Below are 22,663 nucleotides of genomic sequence, written 5' to 3'. Positions count from 1 at the left end.
GACACTAGGAAACCCGCCTTGCGGGGACAATCGCGGCGTCATTTCCTCCGGCGGATGGCGATGATCCCGGAGAGGGCGAATGCGACGATCGCGCCTCCGACGGCTGTCGCCACCAGTCCCACCGAGAGAGGGAACGCGAACTCCCACCCGAGGAAGCCCATGTCGACCTGGTCGGTGTTCTGGCCGATCAGGATGATCAGGGCGATGGCCACGATGACAACGATCGCCGTCGTGACAACCAGGCCCGCCGACGACCGCCGACGCTTCGCGGTGTCAGGCGCGGTGTTTTCAGCACTCATCGTGGACTCCCGCCTACCCTCAGTTGCCGGTGATCTTGTTGATGCCCTCGGAAATCTTGTCCTTGGCGTTCTCTGTGGCATCCTTGACGCTGGACTTTGCCTGGTCGACCTTGCCCTCACCCTTGAGCTTGTCGTTGTCGGTCACATCGCCGGCAGCCTCCTTGGCCTTTCCGGTGGCATCCTCGGCAGTGTTCTTGATCTTGTCATCGAGACCCATGGTGACGTCCTTTCGATAGATGGAGTGGATACTGCAGATCATAGGGCGCCCTCGCTGAATTCGCTCACCTTGTTAGCAAATTGGTACCGTAACGTTGCCCCGTCGTTATATCTCCAACATCAGTAGGGCGCCCTCCAGTCGACGATTTTGTACCCAACTATCCAGAAACTGCTACGCTCGTCTCCATGGCCAGACCACGAGAGTTCAGCGAATCCGCCGCCCTGGACGCGGCCGTCGCCCAGTTCCGGGTGCACGGCTACGCCGACACGTCGACCGAGCAACTCTGCACGGTAGCCGGCGTGCGTCGTAGCAGCCTGTACAACACCTTCGGCTCCAAGGACGAACTCTTCATCCGGGCCCTGGAGCACTACCTCAGGGACACCGGCGGACGACAGGAGGATGCCCTCAGCGACGAGGATCTCTCGGGTGCCGAACGTCTGGACGCCGTGATGGACCTCATCCTCATCGAAGAGGACGATGCGGCCCGGCGCGGTCATGCCGCCGGCTGCATGGTCGTCAACTCCCGAATGGCACCCGACCTCGTCAAGCAGGACGAACGTATCGGACAACTCCTCGACCGTGGCCTGGCCCATCAGACGTCCCTGCTCGTTCAGGCGGTGGACGTGGGACGGCGGGACGGCAGTCTCAAAGCCGACCTCCCTCCACGCGAGACCGCACTGACGATCATCTCGCTCATCTCCGGCATCCGTGTTCTCGCCCAGGCGGGGACCGGCCCGGAGGACCTGCGTCAGGTCGCCGATCTCACCCTCCGCGGGCTGAAGACCGCCTGACGGACCACATGAACTGAATCAAGGCACACGTCTGCCCATATTTTGGACTTTAGAATACAGAAAGAGAACACACGATGCCCAAACGTTTGTATCTGCTCATGTTGACCATCCTCGTTGTCGTCATGAGCGAACTCCAGATCGCCGGAATGATGCCCGAGATCGCCGACGATCTGGGGGTGAGCACCGGCCAGGTGGGCCTCCTGGTGTCCTTGTACGCACTGGGGATGGCGTTGGGAGGTCCCCTCCTCGCCTTCGCCGCCCGCCACAGCCCACCCAAGCGTTCCCTCCTGCTGGTTGTCGCCGCCTACGCTGTCCTGGAGATCCTCGTCCCCCTGGTCCACGAGTACTGGTGGCTGGCGCTGCTCCGCATCACCACCGGATGTCTCTCCGGTGCCGCATTCGGACTCTCCGTCACCTTCGGTGCACGCCTGGCCCCCTCGCCCACCCGGATCGGCGAGGCCGTGTCGATCGTGCTCGGCGGCATCATGGTCGGCACCGTCATCGGCCTGCCGCTGTCACATTTCATCGCCGGACGCTGGGGCTGGCAGGCCAGCTTCTACGTGCTCGGCGCGGCCGCGTTGCTCCTGTTCATCATCAGCGCACTCGCGCTTCCCCACCGTGCGGCCGCCTCGCAGGACGACGCGGCACAGGACGTGCGGAACCTTCGCTCGCCCCGTCTGTGGTCGAGGTACCTGGTGAGCCTGCTGACCATCGGCTCCGCCTACGCGGCGTTCTCCTACTTCACTCCCTTGTTGGAGCAGACCGCGGGATTCTCGTCCGACGCCACCACCGTGATCCTCCTCGGCTACGGCATCTGCTCGTTCATCGGCAACCTCGTCGTCGGACGCTTCGCCGACCGGCACGCGGTCGGCGTCCTCCGCTTCGGCCACGCGCTGTTGTTCATCGCACTGACACTGCTCGCCCTGTTCGGGCAGGTTTCGCCGCTGGTGGTGATTACCGTGCTCGTCGTGGGCCTGGCCGGGGTGACGATGAACCCGGCACTGGTCACCCGGGTGGCGGAGGTCGGTGGCACCGGCAACCTCGTCAGCACCGTCCACACCGCAGTCATCACGATGGGGGTGACCCTGGGAACAGCGATCAGCGCGGTCACCATCAGCCTCTTCGGCGATGACCCGGCCGTCGCCATGTGGACCGGTGTCGGCTTCGCCGTGCTCGCGGCCGTTGTGCTGGCGATTCAGACCGTACGGAGGCCCTCGTCTGCCAGCGCGTGACGGAACATAATCAACGTCACCGGACGATGCGCCAACAGGTGAGGATTCTCCCAGGAGGACAACCGTGACGATCGACGACAGGCTCATGGAGAGGGCACGCGAGCTGACCGGCATCGACGAGTACTCCACCCGTCTCGCTGGCTCGGCAATCTGAACCAGGGACCAGCGCTTCCGTGAGGTCGCGAACCAGGTGGGCGTCATGCGATGCCCTCCCGGTGCATGAATGGCGTGGTGGGCGTGGTTCCGCGCCACCACCACTGCCGAGGTCATGTACCTCAGGTGCCAGAATCTGTCGCTGCGGAGGCTCCGCAGCGACAGATTCTGGCACCTGAGGTACACAGACGGCAGACGGGGCGCGGACGAATCACGCGTATCAAGGTTACGTGCCGACTGAACCTGCCGGTCACACTATCGGACGACGATGCGCTGGCACTGGCGGTCGACGACGGCAACCAGTGCCTCGACGCTAAGGACGTCCGGTCCTCCGTAAGCGGTGACCGTCACTGCTTTTACCGGTTGTCTTCCTCTGTTGTTGTCTGTGTCGTCGTCCTCAGTGCCAGCAGCGCGAGGATCAGGCCGGCCACCGCGAACATCGCGCCGCCGAAACCGCCCCAGCGCAGGAGCCCGGCGCTGACCCCGATGCCACCAAGAGCGGACCCGACAGCATTGGCCATGTTGAATGCACCGACATTGACCGCCAGGGAGAGGGTCGGAGCAGCGCCTGCATGGCGCAGCACCAGCGACTGCAGTGGGGCGATCGTCGCGGTGGACAACAGCCCGAGCACCAGCACCATGCCGATCATCGGTGCCGGGTGCTCCGCCACCAACGGGAACAACGCCAGGGTGAGAACGAGTGCGACAAACACCCCGACCAGTGTCTTTCCGAGATCGAGGTCGGCGAACCGCCCAGCGATCAGGTTGCCGACGAAGCCGCCGACACCGTAGGCCAGCAGTAGGGCGGGGATGACTGAGGCCGCCAGGCCAGTGACATCCGACAGCAGCGGGACGAGATAGGTGAAGACGATCCCGACGCCCGCGAACCCCACCACCGTGGTCATCACGGCCAACAGCACCGGCCCCCGCACCAGCGTCCGGATCTCGTCGCGCACGCCGGTGGCTGGCGCTGGTGTCCGTGGCATTGACGACCAGAGGATGAGGACTCCGACTATCGCCACGACCGCGACGATCAGGAACGGTATCCGCCAGTTGAGGCTTCCACCCAACAGTGCACCCAGGGGCACCCCCAATACCGTGGCGACAGTCAGCCCCGAACTGACGATGGCGATGGCTCTCCCCTGGCGTCCGGGGCCCATTGCCGCCGCTGCGGTGGTCAGCCCGACCGCGAACAGTGTCGCCTGACTACAGGCAGACACGACGCGGCCGACGATCACCCATGCGTACGTCGGGGCGACGACCGTGATGAGGGTACCGAGGACGAAGACCAGCCCCAGGCTCAGCGCCAGCCCTTTACGTGGAAGGCGTGCCGCCAGGACGGTCACCAGCGGACCGCCGACCGCCACCCCCAGGGCGTAGGCGGTCACCGTCTGGCCGGCGGCAGCGGTACTCACTCCGACATCGCTCGCCAATTGCGGAAGCACACCGGCTACCAGGTACTCAGCGGTGCCGGTACAGAACACCAGGAGGACGAATCCCGTCAGTACCCAGGCTGGGCGTGCACGAGAGGAAGGAAGGGATGAGGTGCGTTCGGTCATTCTGCTAGCCTCAACCTTCACATCGATGTGAAAGCAAGTGACTGTGAAGGAGCGCACACCCCATGCGAATTTCGGAGGTGTCGGAGCAGACCGGCATATCTCCCCGGTTGCTCCGCTACTACGAGGAACAGGGGCTGCTCGTCCCCGACCGCAATTCGTCCGGTTACCGGAACTACACCACGACCGATGCCGAGGTCGCCCGGCGCGTCCGCCAGCTGCTGGAGGCCGGGTTGAGCACTGCGGCGATCCGCACCGTCCTTCCCTGCCTCACGGAACGGGCCGGGCGCCTGGCGCCGATCTGTGAAGAAACGATCACCGACCTGAAACGTGAACAGGCGCGGATCGAGGCATCGATCGAGGCACTGACGGTCTCTCGCGACGCCATCGCCGGCGTTATTTCCGCCGGTGCGCCAGCTTCTGCAGGTCCACGCCCAGCAACCGGGCGAACTCTGCCGTCTGACCGGTGACCAGGACGTCCGTCGCCGACAGTGAGGCGACGTCCGCCGCACCGAGCAGTGTCATCAGGGTGCGTACCTGATCCGTCCAGGCCGTGAGTTCGTCGACCAGTGCCTCCGGCCCGTCCGTAACGAGGACGTGCAGGAAGTGCCCGCTGACCCCCACGGCACGGGCACCGAGGGCCAGGGCGCGGACCACGTCCAGCGGGGTGCGCACGCCACCGGACGCGAGGACGTCCACCTCCGGTGCTCCGGCTGCCCCGTGCAGCGTGTCCAGCAAGCACTCGGGCGTGCTCTGCCCCCACCCGGACAGGTAGGAGTACTCCTGGCGTGACCGACGGTGGTTCTCGATGTCGATGAAGTTGGTGCCGCCCCGTCCGCTGACGTCCACGGTGGTCACCCCGCGTTCCGTGAGCTCCGCGATGCTTTCCCGGCTAAGCCCGAAGCCGACCTCCTTGACGACCACGGGCACGTCCACCCCGGCGACGATCTCGCCGATGCGGTCGAGCCACGGACGGAAGTCCCGGTCGCCCTCCGGCATCACCAGTTCCTGCGCCGGGTTGACGTGGATCTGCAGGGCGTCGGCGTCCAGCAGATCCACAGCCCGACGTGCCTGGTCCACGGAGGCCTCCGGGCTGACGTTGGCGAAGAGGAACGCCTCCGGGGCGCTGTCCCGGACGATGCGGAACGTCGGCTCCAGCGACGGGTCACGTAGCGCGGCGCTGACCGAACCACTCGCCATGGCCACACCGGTGGCCGCGGCCGCGCGGGCGAGGTCGGCGTTGATCTGCCCGGTCTTCTCGCTGCCGCCGGTCATGGCGTTGATGTAGAAGGGCACCTCCCACCGGGTCCCTGTGACCGTGGTGGAGATGTCGACGGCGTCCCGGGCAAGGCCGTTGAACGAATGGTGCATGAACCGCAGGTCGTTGAACCCGCCTGCCTGTGTCCCGGCCGACCCCTTCTCGGTGGTCAGCTCCTCGGCCAACTGGACGTGGTCGTCCTTACGGTTGCTACTCATGGCACTCACTTCCCGTCGGGTTGATGGTCGTGAAGGTTGAGCACGCGGATGTCGGCGCGCTCCCAGGCCGCGAGCAGACTGTCGATTCCACCGCCGTCGGCTCCGTCGGTTTCACTGTCGATGAGCACGATACCGCAGTCGCCGCCGCCGGCACCCGAGGTCTTCGCCGCGCCGCCGTTGGCTTCGGCGATCTCGATGAGCCGACGCAGTGTCGGTGTCTCGATGGTGGTTCCGGAGTGCTCGCCGAGTTCACGGAGCAGCTCACGGTTGCGGCGGATCCCTGCCCTGATACCGGCAGGATCGTCGTCATCCAGGGCGGCGATCAGCCCGGTCACGCAGCGCCGGCTTTCTGCGAGGAACCTGGTGTAGTCCATCCCCTCCCCCTGCTTCCGGGACTGCACGTCTCCGACCAGGCGGGAGGTGGACGCCGGGGAGCCGGTCCAGCCGACGAGCAGTCGTAGACGGTCCGGCGGGCAGAGGCGCCGGACCGACAGCCCGGGCCAGTCGATGCTCACTAGGTCGATGAGCGGACGGACGCCGCGTTCGGCCCGTGCCCACTCGCGGTCGAAGGAGGTGTAGGCGATCCAGCCACCGAACATGCTCGCCGCCACGTCCCCGCCCGAGCCGGAGGTCTGCACGGAGATGCTGGCCAGCAGGGCGAGCTTCAGCTGTTCCATCCGGGTCAGGTCGAGCCGGTAGTACTCGCACAGCGCCCGCACGGTGGCCACGGTGACGGCCGCGGATGACCCGAGCCCGAACTTGCGTCCGGAGTCGTCGTCGAGCTCACTGGTGATGTCGATGTCGAAGATCTCCAGTGGGGTGCCGAGCGCCACCGCCGCCTCCTCGACGATGCCGGCGGCGGCCAACACGAAGTCGAACGGTGCTTGGTCGGGTTCCACGATCATCCGCCGGTCACCGCGGTACCACTCCAGCCGGCTCCGGGTGTTCAGGTCGGAGATGATGTGTCCGGTGTCCGTCGTCGGGGTGACCCGCACGGTCACGTACCGGTCGACGGCGACGAGAATCGCGGGGAAACCGGTCTCGACCACGGCGTACTCACCGGCGATGTAGAGCTTTCCGGGGGCGCGGACCTCGGCGACGCGGGGAGCGGTCATGGCTGTCCTTCCTGGACCCGGAGTCCGGGTCCGGCGTGGGTGACGATCGTCCGCAGGCCCGGAACGCAGGACGCCAGGCGGTCGCTCAGCCAGGCGTTCAGAGCGTCAGCCTGTCCGGCGCTGGTGAGGACCTTGACGTTCGGCCCGGCGTCCATCGTCGCCCAGGCGGGGAGGCCGGCGTCCCGCGCGTCCCGTACCGCCTGCAGTGCGGCGTGGCTGCCCGCGGTGAGGTAGTCGACCGGCGGGACGGCGGCGCGCATCGTGGCGTGCATGCCCAGGGCGTTGGCTTCGGTGGCCTCCCCCAGGCGGACGAGGTCGCCTGCGGCGATGGCCCCGAGTGCCTCGGCGAGGTGTCCGGCGTGCCGGTCGACCCACCGCGGATACTCCGGCGAGGTGTCGACGGTGCGTCGCATCGCCTCCCTGCTTGACACTCCCTTCGGTCCACCATCGATGACGAGGACGACGATGGCCAGCTCCGCGCCGAACTCCCCGCCATTACCGACAGATTCGGCGTAGGACGTGGCGTCGTCGTGCCCGGCGTTCCACAGAGCGAGCCCGCCGAACACGGAGCGGGACGCCGACCCGGACCCCCGGCGCGCCAGACGCGACAGGTCGCGGGGGTCGAGGTCCAGCCCCGCAGCGGCGGCCACCGCACCGGCGAGCGCGGCGAACCCGGAGGCGGAGCTGGCCAGGCCGGCCGCGGTGGGCACGGTGTTCACCGACGTGACCCGCGCGGCGTCGCGGATGCCCGCCCGGTCGCGGACGATGTCGAGGAAGGTGGTGATGCGCTCCATCGCGCGCCCGGTGACCGGGGCACCGTCCAGTGTGGCCTGATCAGTGGCCTGCTCAGCGCCTGCACCGAACTCCACCGTGGTGGTCGTGTACAGCTCGTCGAGGGTCAGCGACAGGCTCGGGGTTCGCGGGATGATGAGGTCGCCGTCGGCCTTGCCCCAGTACTTGATCAGGGCGATGTTCGCGTGCGCTGTCGCTGTCGCCGTCCCGCTCATGACGCGACCTCCTCACTGTGGGGTGCGTGGATCCAGGTACCGGACGCCCCAGCGCCGGTGAGGGCGGCCGCGATGCGGTCGGCGTCCTCCCGGGTACGGGCGAGGGCGATGACGCAGCCGCCACGTCCTCCCCCGGTGAGCTTCGCGCCGAAGGCTCCGGCGTCCCGGGCCGCGGCGGTCAGGGCGTCCAGCCGGGGACTGCTGATCCCGAGGTCGGCCAGGAGCTGCTGCGCGTCGTCCATCTTCTGTCCGAGGGCTGCCGCGTCGTCGGTCCGGAGGTCGTGGACGGCCCCGTCCGCGATCGCGCCGAGACGGTCGAGCAGCGCACCGGTGGACTCCGGTGCCCTCTCGTAGCGCCGTCGGACGTCGCCCACCGTCTCGCGGGTACTGCCCTGCTGACCGGAGTCGGCGATGACGATCCAGGCCGTCAGGTTCATGTCTAGGGCCGTCCCCGCTCCGTCCCGGAAGTACACCGGTGCCGGTGAGGCGGTCGTCAGCGCGTCCAGTCCGGACGGATGACCGTGGGCGATGCGCTCGGCCTCCTGAGTGAGATCAAAGAGCTGCTGCGGGGACGCCGGAACACCGTAGGCGTCCAACACCGCCCGGATGACCGCGCCTGCTGCAGCGGCGGAGGAGCCCAGCCCACGCTCCGGCGGGAAGTCGGCCTGCGTGGTCACGTGCAGGCCGGTGTCCGGATGCCCGGCGAAGTCGGTGGCCACCTCGACCGCCTCGACCACGGAGGCGAGCTGTGCGGGAGCGGCGTCCAGTGAGCCGTGCCAGTCCAGACAGTTCAGTGTGCTCGGATCGGTCGGCGTTGCGGAGCGTTCGACGGTGGCGGTCATGTGCAGGTTGTGCAACGGTACGGCCACTGCGGGGTGCCCGTAGACCACGGAGTGCTCACCGAAGAGGATGACCTTGGCCACCGTCCGACCGTGTCCGACGTGAGGTTCCCGAGACGACTTCACAGAATCCTTTCTCACTACAGCAGGTTCTGCACGATCCAGGGGGACGCGTACAACGTCATGAACTGCACGCCGTAGCCTACGCCCAACTTGTTCAGCGTTCCGCAGGCGACCCCGACCAGCAGAACGCCGAAGATGTTGGCCACCCCGGCGTCCAGGTAGGCCAGCAGTAGGATGAAACCGATGAACAGCCCGAGTACCGCCTCGTGCGGGATGTAGCGCATCACCACGTAGGTGATCCGGTAGGAGTAACGCACCGCGATGACGTAGGTCAGCCCGAGTGCCAGGACGGCACCGAGCACGACGGCGACGATGAACATCGGCGTGCTCAGCAGGTGGTGCAGGTTGTTGTCCAGGGTGAGCGCCGGCGGTGCGTTGAACAGTGCCTGGGCCGGGCCGATGGCCACCGGGGACAGCGGGATGCCGATCGCCAGCAGTGGGATGATGGTGCCGGAGAGGTAGCTGGCGTGGGCCACGCCGTTCATCCCCGCGACCGCCCGGTTCGCCCGCGTGGTGCGGTCGCCGGAGCGTCCTGCCGCGCCTTCGCCGAGCAGGAACGTCAGGCCCACCGGACTGAGGAAGAACAACGGTGTGGAGATCAATGACCACAGTCCGGTGCGTGCGGTCTCGTCCCTGGTGAGGATCTTGTTCGGGGCCAGCGACTGGCCCCGCAGATTGTTGCGGGAGATGTCCACCGTCGTCGGCGCATGGCCGGGCAGGTTCTCCCGGTGGCTGCGATTGAGGAGCCCCAGCACAGAGACCAGCAGTGGGCCGATCGTGATGCCCAGGAAGAAGGACACCGAGATGTTCCCGTCCTGCGGGATAACCCCCTGGTCACGGTAGAGCGACAGGAGTCCCTGGAACAGCAGGGACATCGGGATGATGGCGATGAGGGAGAGCAACCGGTTGGCGCCCAGCAGTGCGAGCAGCACCGCACCACCGACGAAGAGCAGGGTGCCGTACTCGCGCAGTGTGTCGGCGTAGGGGGCGATCGCTGTGGCGATGGCCAGGCTGACGGGGATGGCGATGATCGTGCCGATCGCGCTGCCGGCCGCCATCTTCTTGATCGTCTCAGCGGCCCGGCCCTGGCTCTTGAGGTAGAGCGAATGCTCCATCATCGGCGCCGACAGCACCCCTCCGGGCAATCCCACCAGGGCGGTGGGGATGGCGTTGGTGAGATTCAGGGTGACGATCGCCGCGATGAAGAAGGTGAGCAGGACGGCCGGGTCGACACCTGCCAGCGCCAGCGCCAGGGTGACGGGCACCAGCACACTCGTCTCGTCCGTTCCCGGGATGAAGCCGATGAAGGTGTAGAGCAGGATCGCGGCGATGGCCGCGAGGAGCATCGGGAGCAGCAGCGTGGCGTCCATCAGGCGGCCCCAGCTGTCTCGTCGGCGGTGACTGCCGTCTCATCAGTGCTGCCGTCGATGATGCGCACCACGCGTTTGGGCGTGAAGACCACCACACAGACCACGAACCCCACGACGGCACCGCCGAGCCCCCAGAAGAACTCGCTGGAGGACAGTGCCGCGGCAATCAGGAGAGCGAGCGCGGTGGTGACACCGCAGATGAGCAGTGACCAGGTGAGGTCACGGGTCGACACCAGGTCGTTCCACTCCTCGATGTAGTCGTCGTGGTCGCCCGGACGACGGTCAGTGTTAGGCATGCCTACATACCTTACGTGTCTCCTCCGGTGTGGCGCATTACCACCCGCCGCTGTGCATTCTCGCCTACTTTCAAGGTCAAACAGTTCCGACACCGGAGGTTCCCCATGTCCGAGACCACGACCGCATCCTTCCCGGAGGTGTTCGACTACATCGTGGTCGGGGCCGGGTCAGCGGGCTGCACGTTGGCGAACCGACTCAGCGCCGACGGGTCCAGGTCCGTCCTGTTGCTCGAGGCCGGCGGGAAGGACAAGGGCCAGGGCGTGACGATCCCCGCGGCGTTCTCCCAGACGTTCCGCTCCGAGTTCGACTGGGACTACGCCACGACTCCCCAGCCGGGCCTGCGTGACCGGTCGATCTACTGGCCACGCGGCAAGGTCCTCGGCGGAAGTTCGTCCATCAATGCATTGATGTGGGTCGTCGGCTTCGCCCAGGACTATGACCGGTGGGGCGAACTCGCCGGACCGGAGTGGTCCTGGACCGAGATCTCGCGCGCCCTGGGCCGCGTGGAGGTGTCCGTCGAGCACCAGCGCGACCCCAGTGAGCACACCGCAGCCTTCCTCCAGGCGGTCTCGGAGGCAGGCTACTGCGTCGAGGACGCCAACGCCGATGCACCCGACGGCTTCACCCAGACGATGGTCACCGAGCACAACGGGGCACGATCCAGCGCCGCGACGGCCTACCTGCGTCCGGCGGCCCTCCGTCCGAACCTGACGGTGCGGACGAACGCTCAGACGACCCGGGTCCGTTTCGACGAGACCCGCGCGGTCGGTGTGGACTACCTGCACGACGGCCGGGAACGCACCGTCGGTGCCCGGCGCGAGGTCATCCTGTGCGGAGGGGCGGTGAACACTCCGCAGCTGCTGATGCTCTCCGGCATCGGCGATCCGGCGCATCTTGCGCAGCATGGGATCGCGACGGTAGCTGTCTCGTCCGAGGTCGGGAAGAACCTGCGCGATCACCTGGTCTCGCTGTTCGCCGTCGCTACCGAGAAAGGAACGTTGCTCGACGCGACGAAGCTGCCTCATGTCGCCCGGTATCTGGCGCGACGACGAGGGCTGTTGACCTCGAACGTCGCTGAGGCGTACGGGTTCGTCCGATCCCGCCCGGAGCTTGCCGCCCCCGATCTGGAGATCATCTATGCCCCGGTCGCCTACGTCAACGAGGGGCTGACCGGCATTCCGGAACACGGACTGACGATGGGGCCGATCCTGCTGCAGCCGGAGAGCCGGGGCGAGATCACCCTGGTGTCTGCTGATCCGATGACCAAACCGGTGATCGACCCGCGGTACCTCAGTGATGCAAGCGGACAGGACCGGGCGACGATGCTGGCCGGCCTGGAAATCTGCTCGCGGATCTTCGACGCGCCGAGTCTGCGGTCGCGCCAGAGTGGACGATTCATCGTCCCCGCCGGTGGGGAGAAGATGACCGTTGAACAACGCTGCGAAGAGGCCCTGACCGACGCGTCGCACACTCTCTACCACCCGACGAGTACCGCCCGGATGGGCACCGACGAGGACTCGGTGGTGGACCCGCATCTGCGGGTCCGTGGTGTGCAGGGTCTCCGCGTCGCCGACGCCTCGGTGATGCCGGAGATCATCCGCGGCCACACGAACGCCCCGTCCATCGCGATCGGCGAGAAGGCTGCGGAGTTCATTCTGAGCGACGGGTGAGGGATCTGCTCGATCTGCTCGATGAGGGGAACTGGCGCGCTTCGTGAGACCTGTGTGAGCCAGCTGCCAAAAACTGCCCGAGCGGAGGCCTCGCGGTGACCGTTTCTGGCACCTGAATCACGCCGACAAGACCATTTTCCGACGCTCTACGCTACCGTTTACCGAAAGGTCCGCCGTTCCTCACGCCGCCCGCGTCATCGGAATCCGTCCGTGAAGAGGAGAGCCCGGACGCCCTGCGCATCGGGTCACTATCCAGTCGTCTCCTGTAGCTCAGATCTTCGGTGGGCACCGTAGAAGCTGATCGAAGTTCCAGCCTCCACAGGGCTAGCCTGTGCTAAACAGTCGAGCTGGCCAGCGACGGCGCTTCGGCTGCTCGACGCCAGCCTTGCGCGCTTCACGGACTTCATCCAGGTCCGGAAACTTCTCTCGAATGACCCGTCGTGTCTCCTCCAGAGACTCACGTTTGATCTCTTCAAACTGGGCGTCGCTGATGTAGAATCCGCTCATAGGTCTTCATCCTCCTTCAATGCTGACACCGAGTCAGCGGCAGTGGAAGGGATCCTGATGTCCGAAAGGCTCTCGACGAGGGCGTCGACTGTTTCGGCGAGTCTGCGGTCATCTTCACTGGACAAGGATGACTGGGTGATTACAGGGAGGAGCCGCGGCCCCGTCCGGTCAGCGAGGTAACCACCGACAACAGCGCCGACCGTCGAACGCCACGATGCCGACCGAGACCAGCAACCCGATGGTGAGCAACCGCAGTGGTGGTGTGAACACGCCGGACGGTCCGGTGTCCGGCGCCTGGCCGCGGTCAGCGTCCGATGACGGTGATGTGCGGGGCACCGCCAGGCTCCTCGATCTCGTCGACGGCGGCCAGGGCCAGGTCACCTGGAGTGACGCGGGACTGTCCCCGCTGGTCGGTCAGCAACGTGGTGGTGCCTCGTCGGTATCCGCCGGTGTCCTCCCCGGGCTCGAAGACCGCCGACGGGCTGAGATACGTCCACCGGGTGCGGGTGTGCTCCATGCACACCCGGGACTGATCCAGGCTCGCTCCGGCGATCGGTCGCCAGGCTTCGGGGATGTACCTGGTGTCGTCGATGAGGAGACGATCCGGATCGTCCGGCGAGTGCAAGGGCGCTGACCCGCCGACGACCAGGACGCGGGTCCCGGCGCGTTCTGCGGCCTCGAGGACGGTGGCGGTCATCGGCCCCATGAGATGCTCCGAGCCTGGCGACGGCCGCACAGCCAGCACCGCGGCGTCGACGCCGGCGAGAATCTGCGGCAGCTCAGCGACCGCGTCCGATGAGGCAATATCCAGGGCAACGGTCCGAAGCAGATCGTTTCCACTCCCCTGCGCGTGCCGCGACACCGCGGTGACGTGATGTCCGCGGGACAGTGCTTCGGCGACGATGGCGCTGCCCGCCATTCCGCTCGCTCCAATGACGGCGATGTTCATGAGTCAGTTCCTTCCGGTGAGTTTCCCGTACGGGAGTTCGTCGTGCGTTGTGTCGTCTTCCGCGGAGGTGGGAGTTGGCCCGCCACCATCGCCGACAGCGCCAGGGCGAACCCTGCCAGTTGAACGGTGCCGAACGACTCCCCGGCGATGACCGCTCCCAGCACCGCTGCCACCAGCGGAGACAACAGCCCCAGCAGGGCCGTCGCCGTGACCGGGAGACGTCGGATACCGGAGAACCAGATGATGTAGGTCATCAGGCCGCCGACCAGTCCGAGCCAGAGGTATCCGGCGACCGCGGTGGCGTCGATGCCCTGCGGCACACCGTCGACGAGGAGTGCCGGGACCAGCAGGACGAGCCCCGCCGCGGTGAGCTGCCATCCGGCGAGCGCCGTCGCGCTGACCCCGTCGGGACGTCCCCACTTCTTGGTGAGCACCACGCCGGTGCCCATCGATGCGGCGGCACCGATACCGGCCAGCAGACCGACAAGGTCCAGCCCCGCGCCGGGACCGAGGACGACCAAGGCCACGCCACCGACACCGACAATCCCCCACCCCAGTCGCCAGACCGAGAGCTTCTCGTGCAGGATCGCCACGGCAAGGAAGGCGACGACGATGGGTTGCGACGCGTTCAGCGTGGCGGCGACCCCGCCGGGTAGATGCTGGGCGGTGAGGAAGAGCAGCGGGAAGAACGCCGCCATGTTCAGGGTGCTGAGCACCAGGCTTTTCCACCACCAGGATCCACGCGGCAGCGTCCGGGCGAAGAGCAGGGCAATCAGTCCGGCGGGCAGGGCGCGCATCATCGCCGCGAACAACGGGTGCCCGTCCGGCAGCATGTGCGTGGTCACGATGTAGGTGGTCCCCCACACCGCGGGCGTGACGGCGGTCAGGGTGGTCCACCCCACCCGTGCGCTCCCCGTCGCCGGTGGCGGGGCGCTCGGTGGAGAGGGCGGTGGTTGGTGGGGTGCGGCTGTTGCTGTGGTTGCTTTCATGCCTTTCATCGTCAGTCAGCACAAGCCATGAGTACAACACATGTTTTTCATTCCACCGATCGTGATACATGATTGATCTATGGAACTGCAGCAACTGAGGTACGTCCTGGCCGTCGCCGAGACCCGCAACTTCACCCGGGCGGCGGAGCGCTGCCACATCGTGCAGTCGGCGATGAGCCACCAGATCAAAGCACTGGAGCACGAACTCGGCGTGCAGCTGTTCGCCCGTACCAGCAGGAGGGTCGAGCTCACCGACGCCGGTGCAGCGTTCCTTCCCTCGGCTCAGGCCAGTCTCGACGCCGCCGACCGTGCCGCCGCTGACGCCGCGGCAGCCACCGGTCGGATCCGGGGGACGGTCACCATCGGCGTAATTCCCACGGTGACCGCCATCGATGTCCCGGCGGTCCTCGGCAGGTTCCACCAGGCTCACCCGGCAGTGAAGATCCGGCTTCTCGGCGGGAGTAGCGACGAATTCATCGCCGCCATCCGCTCCGGAGGGATGGACGTCGCGGTGCTTGGTCTACCCGCCGGTCAGCCACCCCGCGGAGTACGTAATCAGGAACTTGTCCGCGAGGATCTCGTGGCGGTGGTCAGCGCGACTCACCGTCTCGCCGGACGTGGCAGCATCGCACTCGCCGACCTCGACGGCGAGGCTTTCGTGGATTTCCCGGTAAACTCGCCGGGTCGGGCGCAGTCCGACGTGGCGTTCCGCGACGCCGGCTTGACCCGCGATGTTGCCTTCGAGGCGGTAGACACCAGCTTCATGCTGGAGGTCGTCCGGCAAGGACTCGCCGTCGCTCTCCTCTCCCGTGACGCCGTCCCTGAGGGCGCTGATGTGCACCTCCTCGGCGTGGCCGACGGGCCGTCGCGCATCCAGTATCTGGCCTGGAGTGATTTCAACCCGGGGCCGGCGGCGACGGCGCTGGTGGAGATGATGACCGATGCTCATCACGACCTGTTCATCCGGCGTTGATCTGCGCTCTCCTGCATCGTCACCACGTGGACACAGGTAGCACCCAGACTGTGTGACGGCACATGCCGACCCTCAGTTTCTGACAGGAGAATGCTCCCATGCCCTCACGCATGCACTCGCGCTCGCTACGCGCACCTCTCGGCACCGTCCTCGCCACTGCCGTGATCCTCACCACCGCCCCGGCGCAAACCCCCGCCTACGCCCAGGACGGTTCCGCACTGCCCGGTTCAAGCTCACGTCCGGGATCCTCCGCTCCCACCGACCCGTCCGGTAACGAGGGCCTCTACGAGGGCTCTGTCGAGATCGTCGACGGTGAAGCCAATGACCAGAGCATCTTCACCGGTCGCGTCTTTGACGACGCCAATAAGAACTCCACGCTCGACGGGCACGAAGCTGGTGTCCCCGGCGTCCAGGTCACCAACGGTATCGACGTGACCACCACTGACGCCACCGGCCGCTACGAGCTCCCCGTCCGCGACAACATGTCGGTGTCGGTCACCCAACCTGCCGGCTGGCAGGTCCCCGTCGACGAAGACAACTTCGCCCAGTTCAGCTACCAGCACTATCCGGAGGGCTCACCGGATCTCGAGTTCGGCGGTCTCGAACCAACCGGCCCGGTCCCCACCGCCGTGAACTTTCCGCTTGCGGCATCCGAAGCCACCGCGTCACCGGAGCAGTCCTGCCCCATGGCGGCAGACACACAGACCTACGACAAGCAGGAAGTCGAGTATGCCCGGAAGGGTGCTCCCGCGGACCTCGCCGCGCGGGACGACTACGCCGGTTGCGGAATCCTGTTGCTCGGTGACAATGTCGGCGACGACCTGAGCCTCAACCCTGACCTGAAGCAGTTGTACAGCGATGCCAACGGCCCTGTCCGTGCGTTGCCGGGGAACCATGACATCGATTACGACGCCACCTCCGACGTCAATGCCACCGACACCTACCGTCGGGATTTCGGCGCACCGTACTATTCCTACGATGTCGGCGAGACCCACTTCGTTGCCCTGGACAACATCGTCTACAACGGTGACGACGGCAGCGGCAACGGCGGGTACGACGAGAAGATCGACGATCAACAGCTCGAATGGCTCAGGAATGACCTGGCCACCGTTGAGCAGGATCAGCAGATCGTGATCGCCGCACATGCACCGATCGTCAGCTACCAGGAGGTCGTGACCGACAACGCCAACGACCTGTACGAGATCCTCGCTGACTATCCCCATGCGGTGACTGTCGGTGGACACACCCACACCCTCGAACACCTCGTCGCCGGGGAACAGCGTGCAGAATGGGCCGACAACGAGCAGAGCCCGATCACCCAGCTCAGCCACGACCAGATCATCGCCGGCGCGGTGTCCGGCGACTGGTACTCAGGTGAGCTCAACGACAATGGCGTCCCCCACGCCTACACGTCGGACGCGGCAGAGCCGGGCGTGCTGACCTTTGAGTTCGACGGCACTGGCCGCAGCGAGTACTACACGGTGCGCAATGAGGAGCAGGACCACCAGTTCCTCACCGGGATCAACTCGCCCACCTGGCGCACGTGGGCTGAAGACGCCCAACAGTGGCAGGACAACGACAAGCAGGGGGATGCCCCGGAGCAGATTGATCCGCTGGAGGTGTCCCAGCAGGACGTCGTCGACGGAGGGTCCTACCTGACGACCAGCTTCTTCGGCGGCTCCACCGGTGCGGACGTCCAGGTCACTCTCGACGGACAGACTGTCGATGCCGAGCACACCCAGCCGGCCGAGGACGAAGCATTGAACATGGGCTGGGAGTACACGGAGACTGTCTCCGCCACGCACAATCTGAGCTCCTCCGGCAACGTCGCCCAGGCCAGTCCGCATGTCTGGCGTGTGGCGCTGCCGGAGGGCCTTGCCCCTGGTGAGCACACTGCGGAGGTCACGGGCACCGACCGGTACGGACGGCAGACCTCACAGACGGTGACATTCACCGTCACCGAGGGAAACCAGTAGCCAGAGTGCAGGTAATGGGTCTGCTGTACGAACAGGTGACAGTTACGGTGTCATGCCGCTGACGCGGCTGTGCTGATGATGGTCTCGTATTCAATGGGTGTCAATCGGCCGAGACTGGCTTGCCTGCGTCGGCGGTGGTAGGTCCGTTCGATCCAGGCGACGATTGCTATCCGCAGTTGCTCGGGGGTGCCCCAGCGTTGACGGTCGAGGACATTGCGTTGCAGCAGAGCGAAGAATGATTCCAGCGCCGCGTTGTCGCCAGCTGCACCTACTCTGCCCATGGACCCGGCCAGTCCGTGTCGGTTCAACGTGGACACGAACTTCCGTGATCGGAGGTGTGATCCTCTGTCCGAGTGGACGATACAACCCGCGACGTCTCCTACTCGACGACCGACCGTGTTGTTCAGGGCATTTACAGCCAGACGCGACTGCATGCGGGAGTCGATGCCGTATCCGACGATCCTCGCCGAGCAGGCGTCTTTGATCGCGCAGAGGTAAAGCTTGCCCTCGTCGGTCCAGTGCTCGGTGATGTCGGTGAGCCATAGCTGATCGGGTACCCCGGCGGTGAAGTCGCGTTCGACCAGGTCCTCGTGCACCGGCGGGCCCGGCTTCTTGCCGTGTCGGCCGTGCTTCTTGCCGAAGCTCGACCACCACCGGTTGACCGAGCAGATCCGCCCCGCCGTCCGGCCGCTCATCGGCTCACCGGCAGCTTCGGCTTCATCGGCTTCATCGGCTTCATCGGCGAGGAACCAGTACCCGAACTGCGGGTCATCACGATGCGCGTCGAACAGGGCATTCGCCCGTTGCGCTTCGATCCTGTCTGCCACAGTGACCGCGTTGTTCAGCCACCGGTAGTGCGGCTGGCGGGAGAGCTTGGGTACCCGGCGCGACACCGCCACGGGGATCCCGTCGGCGGCGAGCTCCTTCACGAGCGGGTAGAGCCTTTTGACGGCAGGTTCGCCTGCGACAGATACGCCGCCGTCCGTCGCAAGACCTCGTTCTCCTGTTCCAGGAGCCGGATCAGCTTGCGCGCTTCACGCAACTCGGTGTTCTCCGTGCGGGACTGGTCGGGCTTGTTGGCCGTCGTCGATGTCGGTGCGGCGCAACCACTTCTGCAACGTCATCGGGTGAACCCCGAAGTCCTTCGCGATCTGCTCGATCGTCACACCGCTGTCTCGGTCACGGGCAGCCCGGACCACATCGTCTCGGAACTCTTTCGGATAGGGCTTGGGCTCGATGGCCATCCTTCCAGACCCGCCTTGTCGGGCAAGCCAGATCAGATGTCGCCTAAACGTGCAGCAGTCCCACCCGCAGGATGAATGACCTGGTCGCCAGCTTAGGGATCACCAACCTGTCGAAATCGCAGATATCCACCATGGCCAAAGACCTGGACTCCATGGTCGAAGACTTCCGCCACCGCCCGCTCGACGGTGGGCCATACCTGTACGTGTCCTGCGACGCGCTGACGATGAAAGTTCGTGAAGGTGGACGAGTCGTGAAAACCTCCGTGCTGCTGGCCTGCGGAGTCAACGTGGAAGGCTACAGGGAACTACTGGGCATGCAGGTCGCCACCGCAGAATCCGTAGCCTCCTGGACCGGTTTTTCGCGACCTGAAAGCCCGCGGGCCGGACCAGGTGTACCTGGTCACCAGCGACGCCCGCCTGGGGATCCAGCATGCGATCGGTGAGGTACTGCAAAATGCGTCGTGGCAGCGCTGCCGGACACATTTCGCCAAGAATCTGTCAGCCATGGTGTCGAAAACCCAGTGGCCGACCGTGGATGACGGGGGTCGGCGATGTTCCAGACGATATTCCAGCAACCCGATGCCGAGGCGGTGTGGACCCAGGCCCGGGAGGTCGTCGGCTTTTGCGAGCACAGGTTCCCGCACGTCGCCAACTACCTGGAGGAGGCACTCGAGGAACTATTGGCGTTCACCCAGACTCCGAAGGCCGTGTGGACGAAGGTGTGGTCCAACAACGCGACCGAGCGGCTCAACCGTGAGATTCGCCGACGCACTGACGTAGTCGGAATTTTTCCGAACCGTGGTGCGGTCGTCCGGTTGGTCGGGGCGGTGCTGGCCGAGCAGCATGATCACTGGATTCAGCAGAAGCGGTACATGTCGTTGACGAGTCTGGAGCAGACTAGGACGATAATGCACGCCAACGTCATCGACGCCGACGGATCTGTGCAGGAGGCAGCATGAGCCGGACTCGATAGCAGGCCCGTGACGGCCCCTGACCTGGCGTCACGCGCACTGTCTCAGCGGAAGGGAGATACACCACTTCCCAGGACTTGCCCCCTACCTTGCCCTGGCTGCCGGTTCGCTGGCCCTGCTGGTCCTGGATACTTCGTCATAGGAGTCTCAGCACCGTTATTCTGGTGCGATGGCTGACATCCACGATCCCGACTTCGTCCTCCCCCCGCCACGTCACGGGGATCACGAGTTCGCCGAGGACCTGGACGCGCGGGTCGGTTCCCACATCAAGCAGGCGGAGCAGGCGATGATGGCGGCGAAGACCGACGCCCTGCGCCCGCTGGGACTGACCGTGCCCCAGTACGCCGTCCTGATGTCGCTGCATTATGTGCCGGGACAGTCGTCCGCCCAGTTGGCCCGCGTGGCTGCCGTGACGCCACCGACCATGGGGACCATCCTCGACAGGCTGGAGAAGCGCGGTCTGATCGAGCACACCCCGTCCGCGATCCACCGCCGCGTGCTGGTCACCACCCTGCCCCAGGACGGCGCCGAGCTTGTGCTCCAGGCCGATGACCGCGCCCGCGGGATCGAAGAGCGACTCGGCAGGGCATTCAGTGACCCCGAGCGCAGGCAGCTACGCGCTCTGTTGCAGCGGGCAACGTCCACGCTGCGCGGTGAGGCTCCGGAGGTGCAGCGACATGGCTGATTTCAAGGACGAACTGTCGCCCGAGCTCGTCGGACGACTTGCCGACGCATTCTCGGAGGTCTCGGACTCCTTCGACAGTGCCGACTTCCAGCAGCGGGCGGTCTTCGGGCTGGACGGTCTCGAACTGAAGGCCCGGGTCGCCTGGATCGCCCGAGCACTCGCCGAGGCGCTACCAGCATCACCCGATGACGCCGCCCGGCTGATTCGACACGCGGTCGACAACGACAACCAGGGCGGGACGGGGAACCTGCAGGGCTGGGCATCCATGGCCGTCAACGAGTACGTTGCCACGGCCATGCTCGACCGTCCTGACATCGCCCTCCCCCTCCTGGGGACCCTGACCTCCCACTACACCGCCGAGTTCGCGATCCGTCCGTTCATCGACGCGCACTACGACACGACGATGGAGCAGTTATGGGCGTGGACCACGAGTCCCGACGAGCACGTCCGGCGGCTCGTCTCCGAGGGAACCCGGCCACGACTCCCCTGGGGCCGCCGCCTGTACCAGTTCGTCGACGACCCCACCGACTCCCTGGCACTTCTGGAACCACTGGTCAACGACGACTCACTCTATGTCCGCCGCTCGGTCGCGAACCACCTCAACGACATCAGCAAGGACCACCCCGGGCTCGTCCTCGACACCGCCCGGAGGTGGGCCCAAGAGTCCACCCAAGGTGACTTCGTGGTGCGCCACGGCCTGCGCACGTTGATCAAACGAGGCGACCCCGGGGCTCTCGCCATTCTCGGCTTCGACCACGACGCTCCGATTGAGCTCACGGAACTGTCCTGCAGTCCGTCGGCGATCGCCATCGGAGAGACGACGACCATCTCCTTCGCGCTGCACGCATCCGCCCCGACGAAGGCGGCGATCGACTACCTGGTGCACTACCAGGGGGCGCACGGCGCTAAGGCGGGCAAGGTGTTCAAACTCGCGGTACGGGACCTCCCGGCGGGTGAGCCTGTGAGCTTCTCACGCCGTCATGCTTTCAAACACGTCTCGATCAGGACGATCCGTCCTGGCCCTCACCGCATCGAGATCCAGGCCAATGGGCGGATTCTCGGTGCGACGACGGTCGACGTCGTTGACGCTTCTGAGGGATAACCTCCACTTCGCTCAGCACCATGGACCGCCTGCACTCCGGAGAATGTCCTCTTCCGGGGCTAGGGCGTGTCTCTTAAATAGTCGATCCGGGACATGACAGCCTGGACCGCATGGACGAGACCCGCCTCCAGCAGTTCACCGACACCCAATGGGCCCGCATCGAACCACTTCTGCCGTCCTCGGACGGCCACCGGGGCCGACCGTTTCGCAACAATCGGCAGGTCGTCGAAGGTATCATCTACCGGTACCGGTGCGGTATCGCCTGGCGTGACCTGCCCGACTACTTCGGCCCCTGGCAGACGGTGCGGAAACGCCACCGCCGCTACATCGCCGACGGCACCTGGGACAGAAGTGCTGGCCCGGATCCTCGCTCGTTGCCTGGCTCGCACCTTTAAGAGACACGGCCTAGACGCAAGCCATTGATGTCTCTAACGGTGGCGAGGTCGCGTCCGTAGATGCGATAGGTGGAGTTGGAGAGTCTCGACAGCACCTCGAACGGCCCCGTGAGGTCGATCTGGTCGATGTTCTCGAACAGTAGCGAGCCGATCTGCAGATGCTGGTGTGGCGGGACGAGCATGGTCAGTTCTCCGTCCTTGGGATGAGCGATCACGGCGATCGAGAGGGGGAAGGTTCATGTCGTCAGGTGCCGCTTTCGCCACGGGCGGGAAGGATGATCGTGGAGCGGATGTGTTCGTAGACGATGGAAGTCCGCACGTCGGCGACCTCGGGTTGCTCGGTCAGTCGGTCGATCACGAAGGCGTAGAGGTGGTCGTTGTCGGGGACGGCGATATGGATCAGGAAGTCCTCGCTGCCGCTAGTGACGAAGACGCCCAGCACTTCGGGCAAGCCACCGGCCCACTCGCGAAAGCCCTCGATGTTGGCTCGGGTGGGGGGACGGACCCGCACCGCGACCAGCGCCTGAACGGGTCTGCCGATCTTGGCGAGGTCGACTTCCAGACGGGCACCGGTGATGACTCCACGTTCTCGGAGCGAGCGCGTCCGCTCCAGCGCCGTCGTGGGTGCCACACCGATCGTCGCGGCCACGTCCCGGTTGGTGCGCCGCGCATCGCGCTGGAGTTCACGCAGGATCGCCGTATCAAGTTCATCCAGATCTGCCATACA

At 65.9% G+C, this 22,663-nt stretch carries 22 protein-coding genes and 3 pseudogenes; 10 read left to right on the top strand and 15 right to left on the bottom strand.

Annotated elements, in window-relative coordinates; genetic code table 11:
- Positions 1-38 precede the first annotated feature (38 nt).
- Both PQI66_RS09025 and PQI66_RS09020 read right to left on the bottom strand, forming a co-directional pair.
- On the bottom strand, positions 39-299 hold the full coding sequence (locus tag PQI66_RS09025; protein ID WP_339997620.1) for a LapA family protein: 261 nt from the start codon (positions 297-299) through the stop codon (positions 39-41).
- 19 nt (positions 300-318) lie between these two features.
- Positions 319-516: a CsbD family protein gene (locus tag PQI66_RS09020; RefSeq protein WP_339997618.1), complete on the bottom strand. Its 198-nt coding sequence runs from the start codon at positions 514-516 to the stop codon at positions 319-321.
- Between the two features lie 185 nt (positions 517-701).
- Here PQI66_RS09020 and PQI66_RS09015 point away from each other — a divergent pair, with 185 nt between their 5' ends.
- A complete protein-coding gene (locus PQI66_RS09015) occupies positions 702-1,307 on the top strand; it encodes a TetR/AcrR family transcriptional regulator (RefSeq protein ID WP_339997615.1) in 606 nt (201 codons plus the stop codon).
- Between the two features lie 74 nt (positions 1,308-1,381).
- Positions 1,382-2,539, top strand: coding sequence for an MFS transporter (locus tag PQI66_RS09010; RefSeq protein WP_339997614.1), 1,158 nt, complete (start codon positions 1,382-1,384; stop codon positions 2,537-2,539).
- Positions 2,540-3,048: 509 nt separating this feature from the next.
- Here PQI66_RS09010 and PQI66_RS09005 read toward each other — a convergent pair.
- The gene (locus tag PQI66_RS09005; RefSeq protein ID WP_339997612.1) at positions 3,049-4,251 is read right to left on the bottom strand and encodes an MFS transporter; all 1,203 of its coding nucleotides are present in this window, start codon (positions 4,249-4,251) and stop codon (positions 3,049-3,051) included.
- Positions 4,252-4,313: 62 nt separating this feature from the next.
- Between PQI66_RS09005 and PQI66_RS09000 the strand changes: the two genes are divergently transcribed.
- The gene (locus tag PQI66_RS09000) at positions 4,314-4,718 is read left to right on the top strand and encodes a MerR family transcriptional regulator (protein WP_339997610.1); all 405 of its coding nucleotides are present in this window, start codon (positions 4,314-4,316) and stop codon (positions 4,716-4,718) included.
- Here PQI66_RS09000 and fni read toward each other — a convergent pair.
- The 6 genes from fni to PQI66_RS08970 are packed head-to-tail and all read right to left on the bottom strand — an operon-like array spanning position 4,645 to position 10,474.
- Positions 4,645-5,724, bottom strand: coding sequence for a type 2 isopentenyl-diphosphate Delta-isomerase (gene fni / locus PQI66_RS08995; protein ID WP_339997608.1), 1,080 nt, complete (start codon positions 5,722-5,724; stop codon positions 4,645-4,647). The genes PQI66_RS09000 and fni overlap by 74 nt on opposite strands.
- A 5-nt stretch (positions 5,725-5,729) precedes the next feature.
- Positions 5,730-6,839, bottom strand: coding sequence for a phosphomevalonate kinase (locus PQI66_RS08990; protein ID WP_339997607.1), 1,110 nt, complete (start codon positions 6,837-6,839; stop codon positions 5,730-5,732).
- Positions 6,836-7,846, bottom strand: a complete 1,011-nt coding sequence (mvaD, locus tag PQI66_RS08985; RefSeq protein WP_339997604.1) for a diphosphomevalonate decarboxylase — start codon at positions 7,844-7,846, stop codon at positions 6,836-6,838. Before mvaD ends, PQI66_RS08990 begins: the two co-directional genes overlap by 4 nt.
- The gene (gene mvk, locus PQI66_RS08980) at positions 7,843-8,769 is read right to left on the bottom strand and encodes a mevalonate kinase (protein ID WP_339997602.1); all 927 of its coding nucleotides are present in this window, start codon (positions 8,767-8,769) and stop codon (positions 7,843-7,845) included. The genes mvaD and mvk overlap by 4 nt, the downstream gene beginning before the upstream one ends.
- A gap of 56 nt (positions 8,770-8,825) precedes the next feature.
- The gene (locus PQI66_RS08975; RefSeq protein ID WP_339997600.1) at positions 8,826-10,178 is read right to left on the bottom strand and encodes a tripartite tricarboxylate transporter permease; all 1,353 of its coding nucleotides are present in this window, start codon (positions 10,176-10,178) and stop codon (positions 8,826-8,828) included.
- Complete coding sequence (locus PQI66_RS08970) at positions 10,178-10,474, bottom strand: hypothetical protein (protein ID WP_339997598.1); 297 nt, start codon at positions 10,472-10,474, stop codon at positions 10,178-10,180. The genes PQI66_RS08975 and PQI66_RS08970 overlap by 1 nt, the downstream gene beginning before the upstream one ends.
- 105 nt (positions 10,475-10,579) lie before the next feature.
- On the opposite strand from PQI66_RS08970, the gene PQI66_RS08965 reads away from it, so the two are divergent.
- Complete coding sequence (locus PQI66_RS08965) at positions 10,580-12,145, top strand: GMC family oxidoreductase (RefSeq protein WP_339997597.1); 1,566 nt, start codon at positions 10,580-10,582, stop codon at positions 12,143-12,145.
- Between the two features lie 324 nt (positions 12,146-12,469).
- Here PQI66_RS08965 and PQI66_RS08960 read toward each other — a convergent pair whose 3' ends face one another.
- The 3 genes from PQI66_RS08960 to PQI66_RS08950 form a co-directional block, all read right to left on the bottom strand.
- Positions 12,470-12,652 carry a hypothetical protein gene (locus tag PQI66_RS08960; RefSeq protein ID WP_145942898.1) on the bottom strand — a complete coding sequence of 61 codons (183 nt, stop codon included), beginning with the start codon at positions 12,650-12,652 and terminating at the stop codon, positions 12,470-12,472.
- 304 nt (positions 12,653-12,956) lie between these two features.
- Positions 12,957-13,601 carry an NAD(P)-dependent oxidoreductase gene (locus PQI66_RS08955; RefSeq protein WP_339997593.1) on the bottom strand — a complete coding sequence of 215 codons (645 nt, stop codon included), beginning with the start codon at positions 13,599-13,601 and terminating at the stop codon, positions 12,957-12,959.
- Entirely contained in the window at positions 13,598-14,503 is a 906-nt protein-coding gene (locus PQI66_RS08950) for an EamA family transporter (RefSeq protein WP_339997591.1), read from the bottom strand. Before PQI66_RS08950 ends, PQI66_RS08955 begins: the two co-directional genes overlap by 4 nt.
- A 166-nt stretch (positions 14,504-14,669) precedes the next feature.
- On the opposite strand from PQI66_RS08950, the gene PQI66_RS08945 reads away from it, so the two are divergent.
- Together PQI66_RS08945 and PQI66_RS08940 are read left to right on the top strand one after the other, a co-directional pair.
- On the top strand, positions 14,670-15,563 hold the full coding sequence (locus PQI66_RS08945) for a LysR family transcriptional regulator (protein ID WP_339997590.1): 894 nt from the start codon (positions 14,670-14,672) through the stop codon (positions 15,561-15,563).
- A gap of 98 nt (positions 15,564-15,661) precedes the next feature.
- Entirely contained in the window at positions 15,662-17,539 is a 1,878-nt protein-coding gene (locus tag PQI66_RS08940) for a calcineurin-like phosphoesterase family protein (RefSeq protein WP_339997588.1), read from the top strand.
- Positions 17,540-17,589: 50 nt separating this feature from the next.
- Here PQI66_RS08940 and PQI66_RS08935 read toward each other — a convergent pair.
- Positions 17,590-18,783, bottom strand: a pseudogene (locus tag PQI66_RS08935) (IS3 family transposase).
- Between the two features lie 62 nt (positions 18,784-18,845).
- Between PQI66_RS08935 and PQI66_RS08930 the strand changes: the two are divergent.
- The 4 genes and pseudogenes from PQI66_RS08930 to PQI66_RS08915 form a co-directional block, all read left to right on the top strand.
- A pseudogene (locus PQI66_RS08930) lies at positions 18,846-19,742 on the top strand (IS256 family transposase); the annotation flags it as partial.
- Positions 19,743-19,923: 181 nt separating this feature from the next.
- The gene (locus PQI66_RS08925) at positions 19,924-20,439 is read left to right on the top strand and encodes a MarR family winged helix-turn-helix transcriptional regulator (RefSeq protein ID WP_339997585.1); all 516 of its coding nucleotides are present in this window, start codon (positions 19,924-19,926) and stop codon (positions 20,437-20,439) included.
- Positions 20,432-21,541, top strand: coding sequence for a DNA alkylation repair protein (locus PQI66_RS08920; RefSeq protein WP_339997584.1), 1,110 nt, complete (start codon positions 20,432-20,434; stop codon positions 21,539-21,541). The genes PQI66_RS08925 and PQI66_RS08920 overlap by 8 nt, the downstream gene beginning before the upstream one ends.
- Before the next feature lie 110 nt (positions 21,542-21,651).
- Positions 21,652-21,891 (top strand): annotated as a pseudogene (locus PQI66_RS08915) (transposase); the annotation flags it as partial.
- 41 nt (positions 21,892-21,932) lie between these two features.
- Here PQI66_RS08915 and PQI66_RS08910 read toward each other — a convergent pair.
- Complete coding sequence (locus PQI66_RS08910; RefSeq protein WP_339997581.1) at positions 21,933-22,151, bottom strand: hypothetical protein; 219 nt, start codon at positions 22,149-22,151, stop codon at positions 21,933-21,935.
- A gap of 29 nt (positions 22,152-22,180) precedes the next feature.
- Complete coding sequence (locus tag PQI66_RS08905) at positions 22,181-22,660, bottom strand: Lrp/AsnC family transcriptional regulator (RefSeq protein WP_339997579.1); 480 nt, start codon at positions 22,658-22,660, stop codon at positions 22,181-22,183.
- Between the last annotated feature and the right edge of the window lie 3 nt (positions 22,661-22,663).

This window comes from Corynebacterium sp. USCH3, from assembly GCF_037619475.1.
In the GTDB taxonomy this organism is placed as follows: domain Bacteria; phylum Actinomycetota; class Actinomycetes; order Mycobacteriales; family Mycobacteriaceae; genus Corynebacterium.
Note: the sequence above shows the minus strand (reverse complement) of the source record. Positions and strands in the feature narration are given on the sequence as shown.

Bases quoted from the DNA above. Each gene is read 5' to 3' on its own strand.
- PQI66_RS09025 (WP_339997620.1), bottom strand. From the start codon at position 299: ATGAGTGCTGAAAACACCGCGCCTGACACCGCGAAGCGTCGGCGGTCG.
- PQI66_RS09020 (WP_339997618.1), bottom strand. From the start codon at position 516: ATGGGTCTCGATGACAAGATCAAGAACACTGCCGAGGATGCCACCGGA.
- PQI66_RS09015 (WP_339997615.1), top strand. From the start codon at position 702: ATGGCCAGACCACGAGAGTTCAGCGAATCCGCCGCCCTGGACGCGGCC.
- PQI66_RS09010 (WP_339997614.1), top strand. From the start codon at position 1,382: ATGCCCAAACGTTTGTATCTGCTCATGTTGACCATCCTCGTTGTCGTC.
- PQI66_RS09005 (WP_339997612.1), bottom strand. From the start codon at position 4,251: ATGACCGAACGCACCTCATCCCTTCCTTCCTCTCGTGCACGCCCAGCC.
- PQI66_RS09000 (WP_339997610.1), top strand. From the start codon at position 4,314: ATGCGAATTTCGGAGGTGTCGGAGCAGACCGGCATATCTCCCCGGTTG.
- fni (WP_339997608.1), bottom strand. From the start codon at position 5,724: ATGAGTAGCAACCGTAAGGACGACCACGTCCAGTTGGCCGAGGAGCTG.
- PQI66_RS08990 (WP_339997607.1), bottom strand. From the start codon at position 6,839: ATGACCGCTCCCCGCGTCGCCGAGGTCCGCGCCCCCGGAAAGCTCTAC.
- mvaD (WP_339997604.1), bottom strand. From the start codon at position 7,846: ATGAGCGGGACGGCGACAGCGACAGCGCACGCGAACATCGCCCTGATC.
- PQI66_RS08975 (WP_339997600.1), bottom strand. From the start codon at position 10,178: ATGGACGCCACGCTGCTGCTCCCGATGCTCCTCGCGGCCATCGCCGCG.
- PQI66_RS08970 (WP_339997598.1), bottom strand. From the start codon at position 10,474: ATGCCTAACACTGACCGTCGTCCGGGCGACCACGACGACTACATCGAG.
- PQI66_RS08965 (WP_339997597.1), top strand. From the start codon at position 10,580: ATGTCCGAGACCACGACCGCATCCTTCCCGGAGGTGTTCGACTACATC.
- PQI66_RS08960 (WP_145942898.1), bottom strand. From the start codon at position 12,652: ATGAGCGGATTCTACATCAGCGACGCCCAGTTTGAAGAGATCAAACGT.
- PQI66_RS08955 (WP_339997593.1), bottom strand. From the start codon at position 13,601: ATGAACATCGCCGTCATTGGAGCGAGCGGAATGGCGGGCAGCGCCATC.
- PQI66_RS08945 (WP_339997590.1), top strand. From the start codon at position 14,670: ATGGAACTGCAGCAACTGAGGTACGTCCTGGCCGTCGCCGAGACCCGC.
- PQI66_RS08940 (WP_339997588.1), top strand. From the start codon at position 15,662: ATGCCCTCACGCATGCACTCGCGCTCGCTACGCGCACCTCTCGGCACC.
- PQI66_RS08925 (WP_339997585.1), top strand. From the start codon at position 19,924: ATGGCTGACATCCACGATCCCGACTTCGTCCTCCCCCCGCCACGTCAC.
- PQI66_RS08920 (WP_339997584.1), top strand. From the start codon at position 20,432: ATGGCTGATTTCAAGGACGAACTGTCGCCCGAGCTCGTCGGACGACTT.
- PQI66_RS08905 (WP_339997579.1), bottom strand. From the start codon at position 22,660: ATGGCAGATCTGGATGAACTTGATACGGCGATCCTGCGTGAACTCCAG.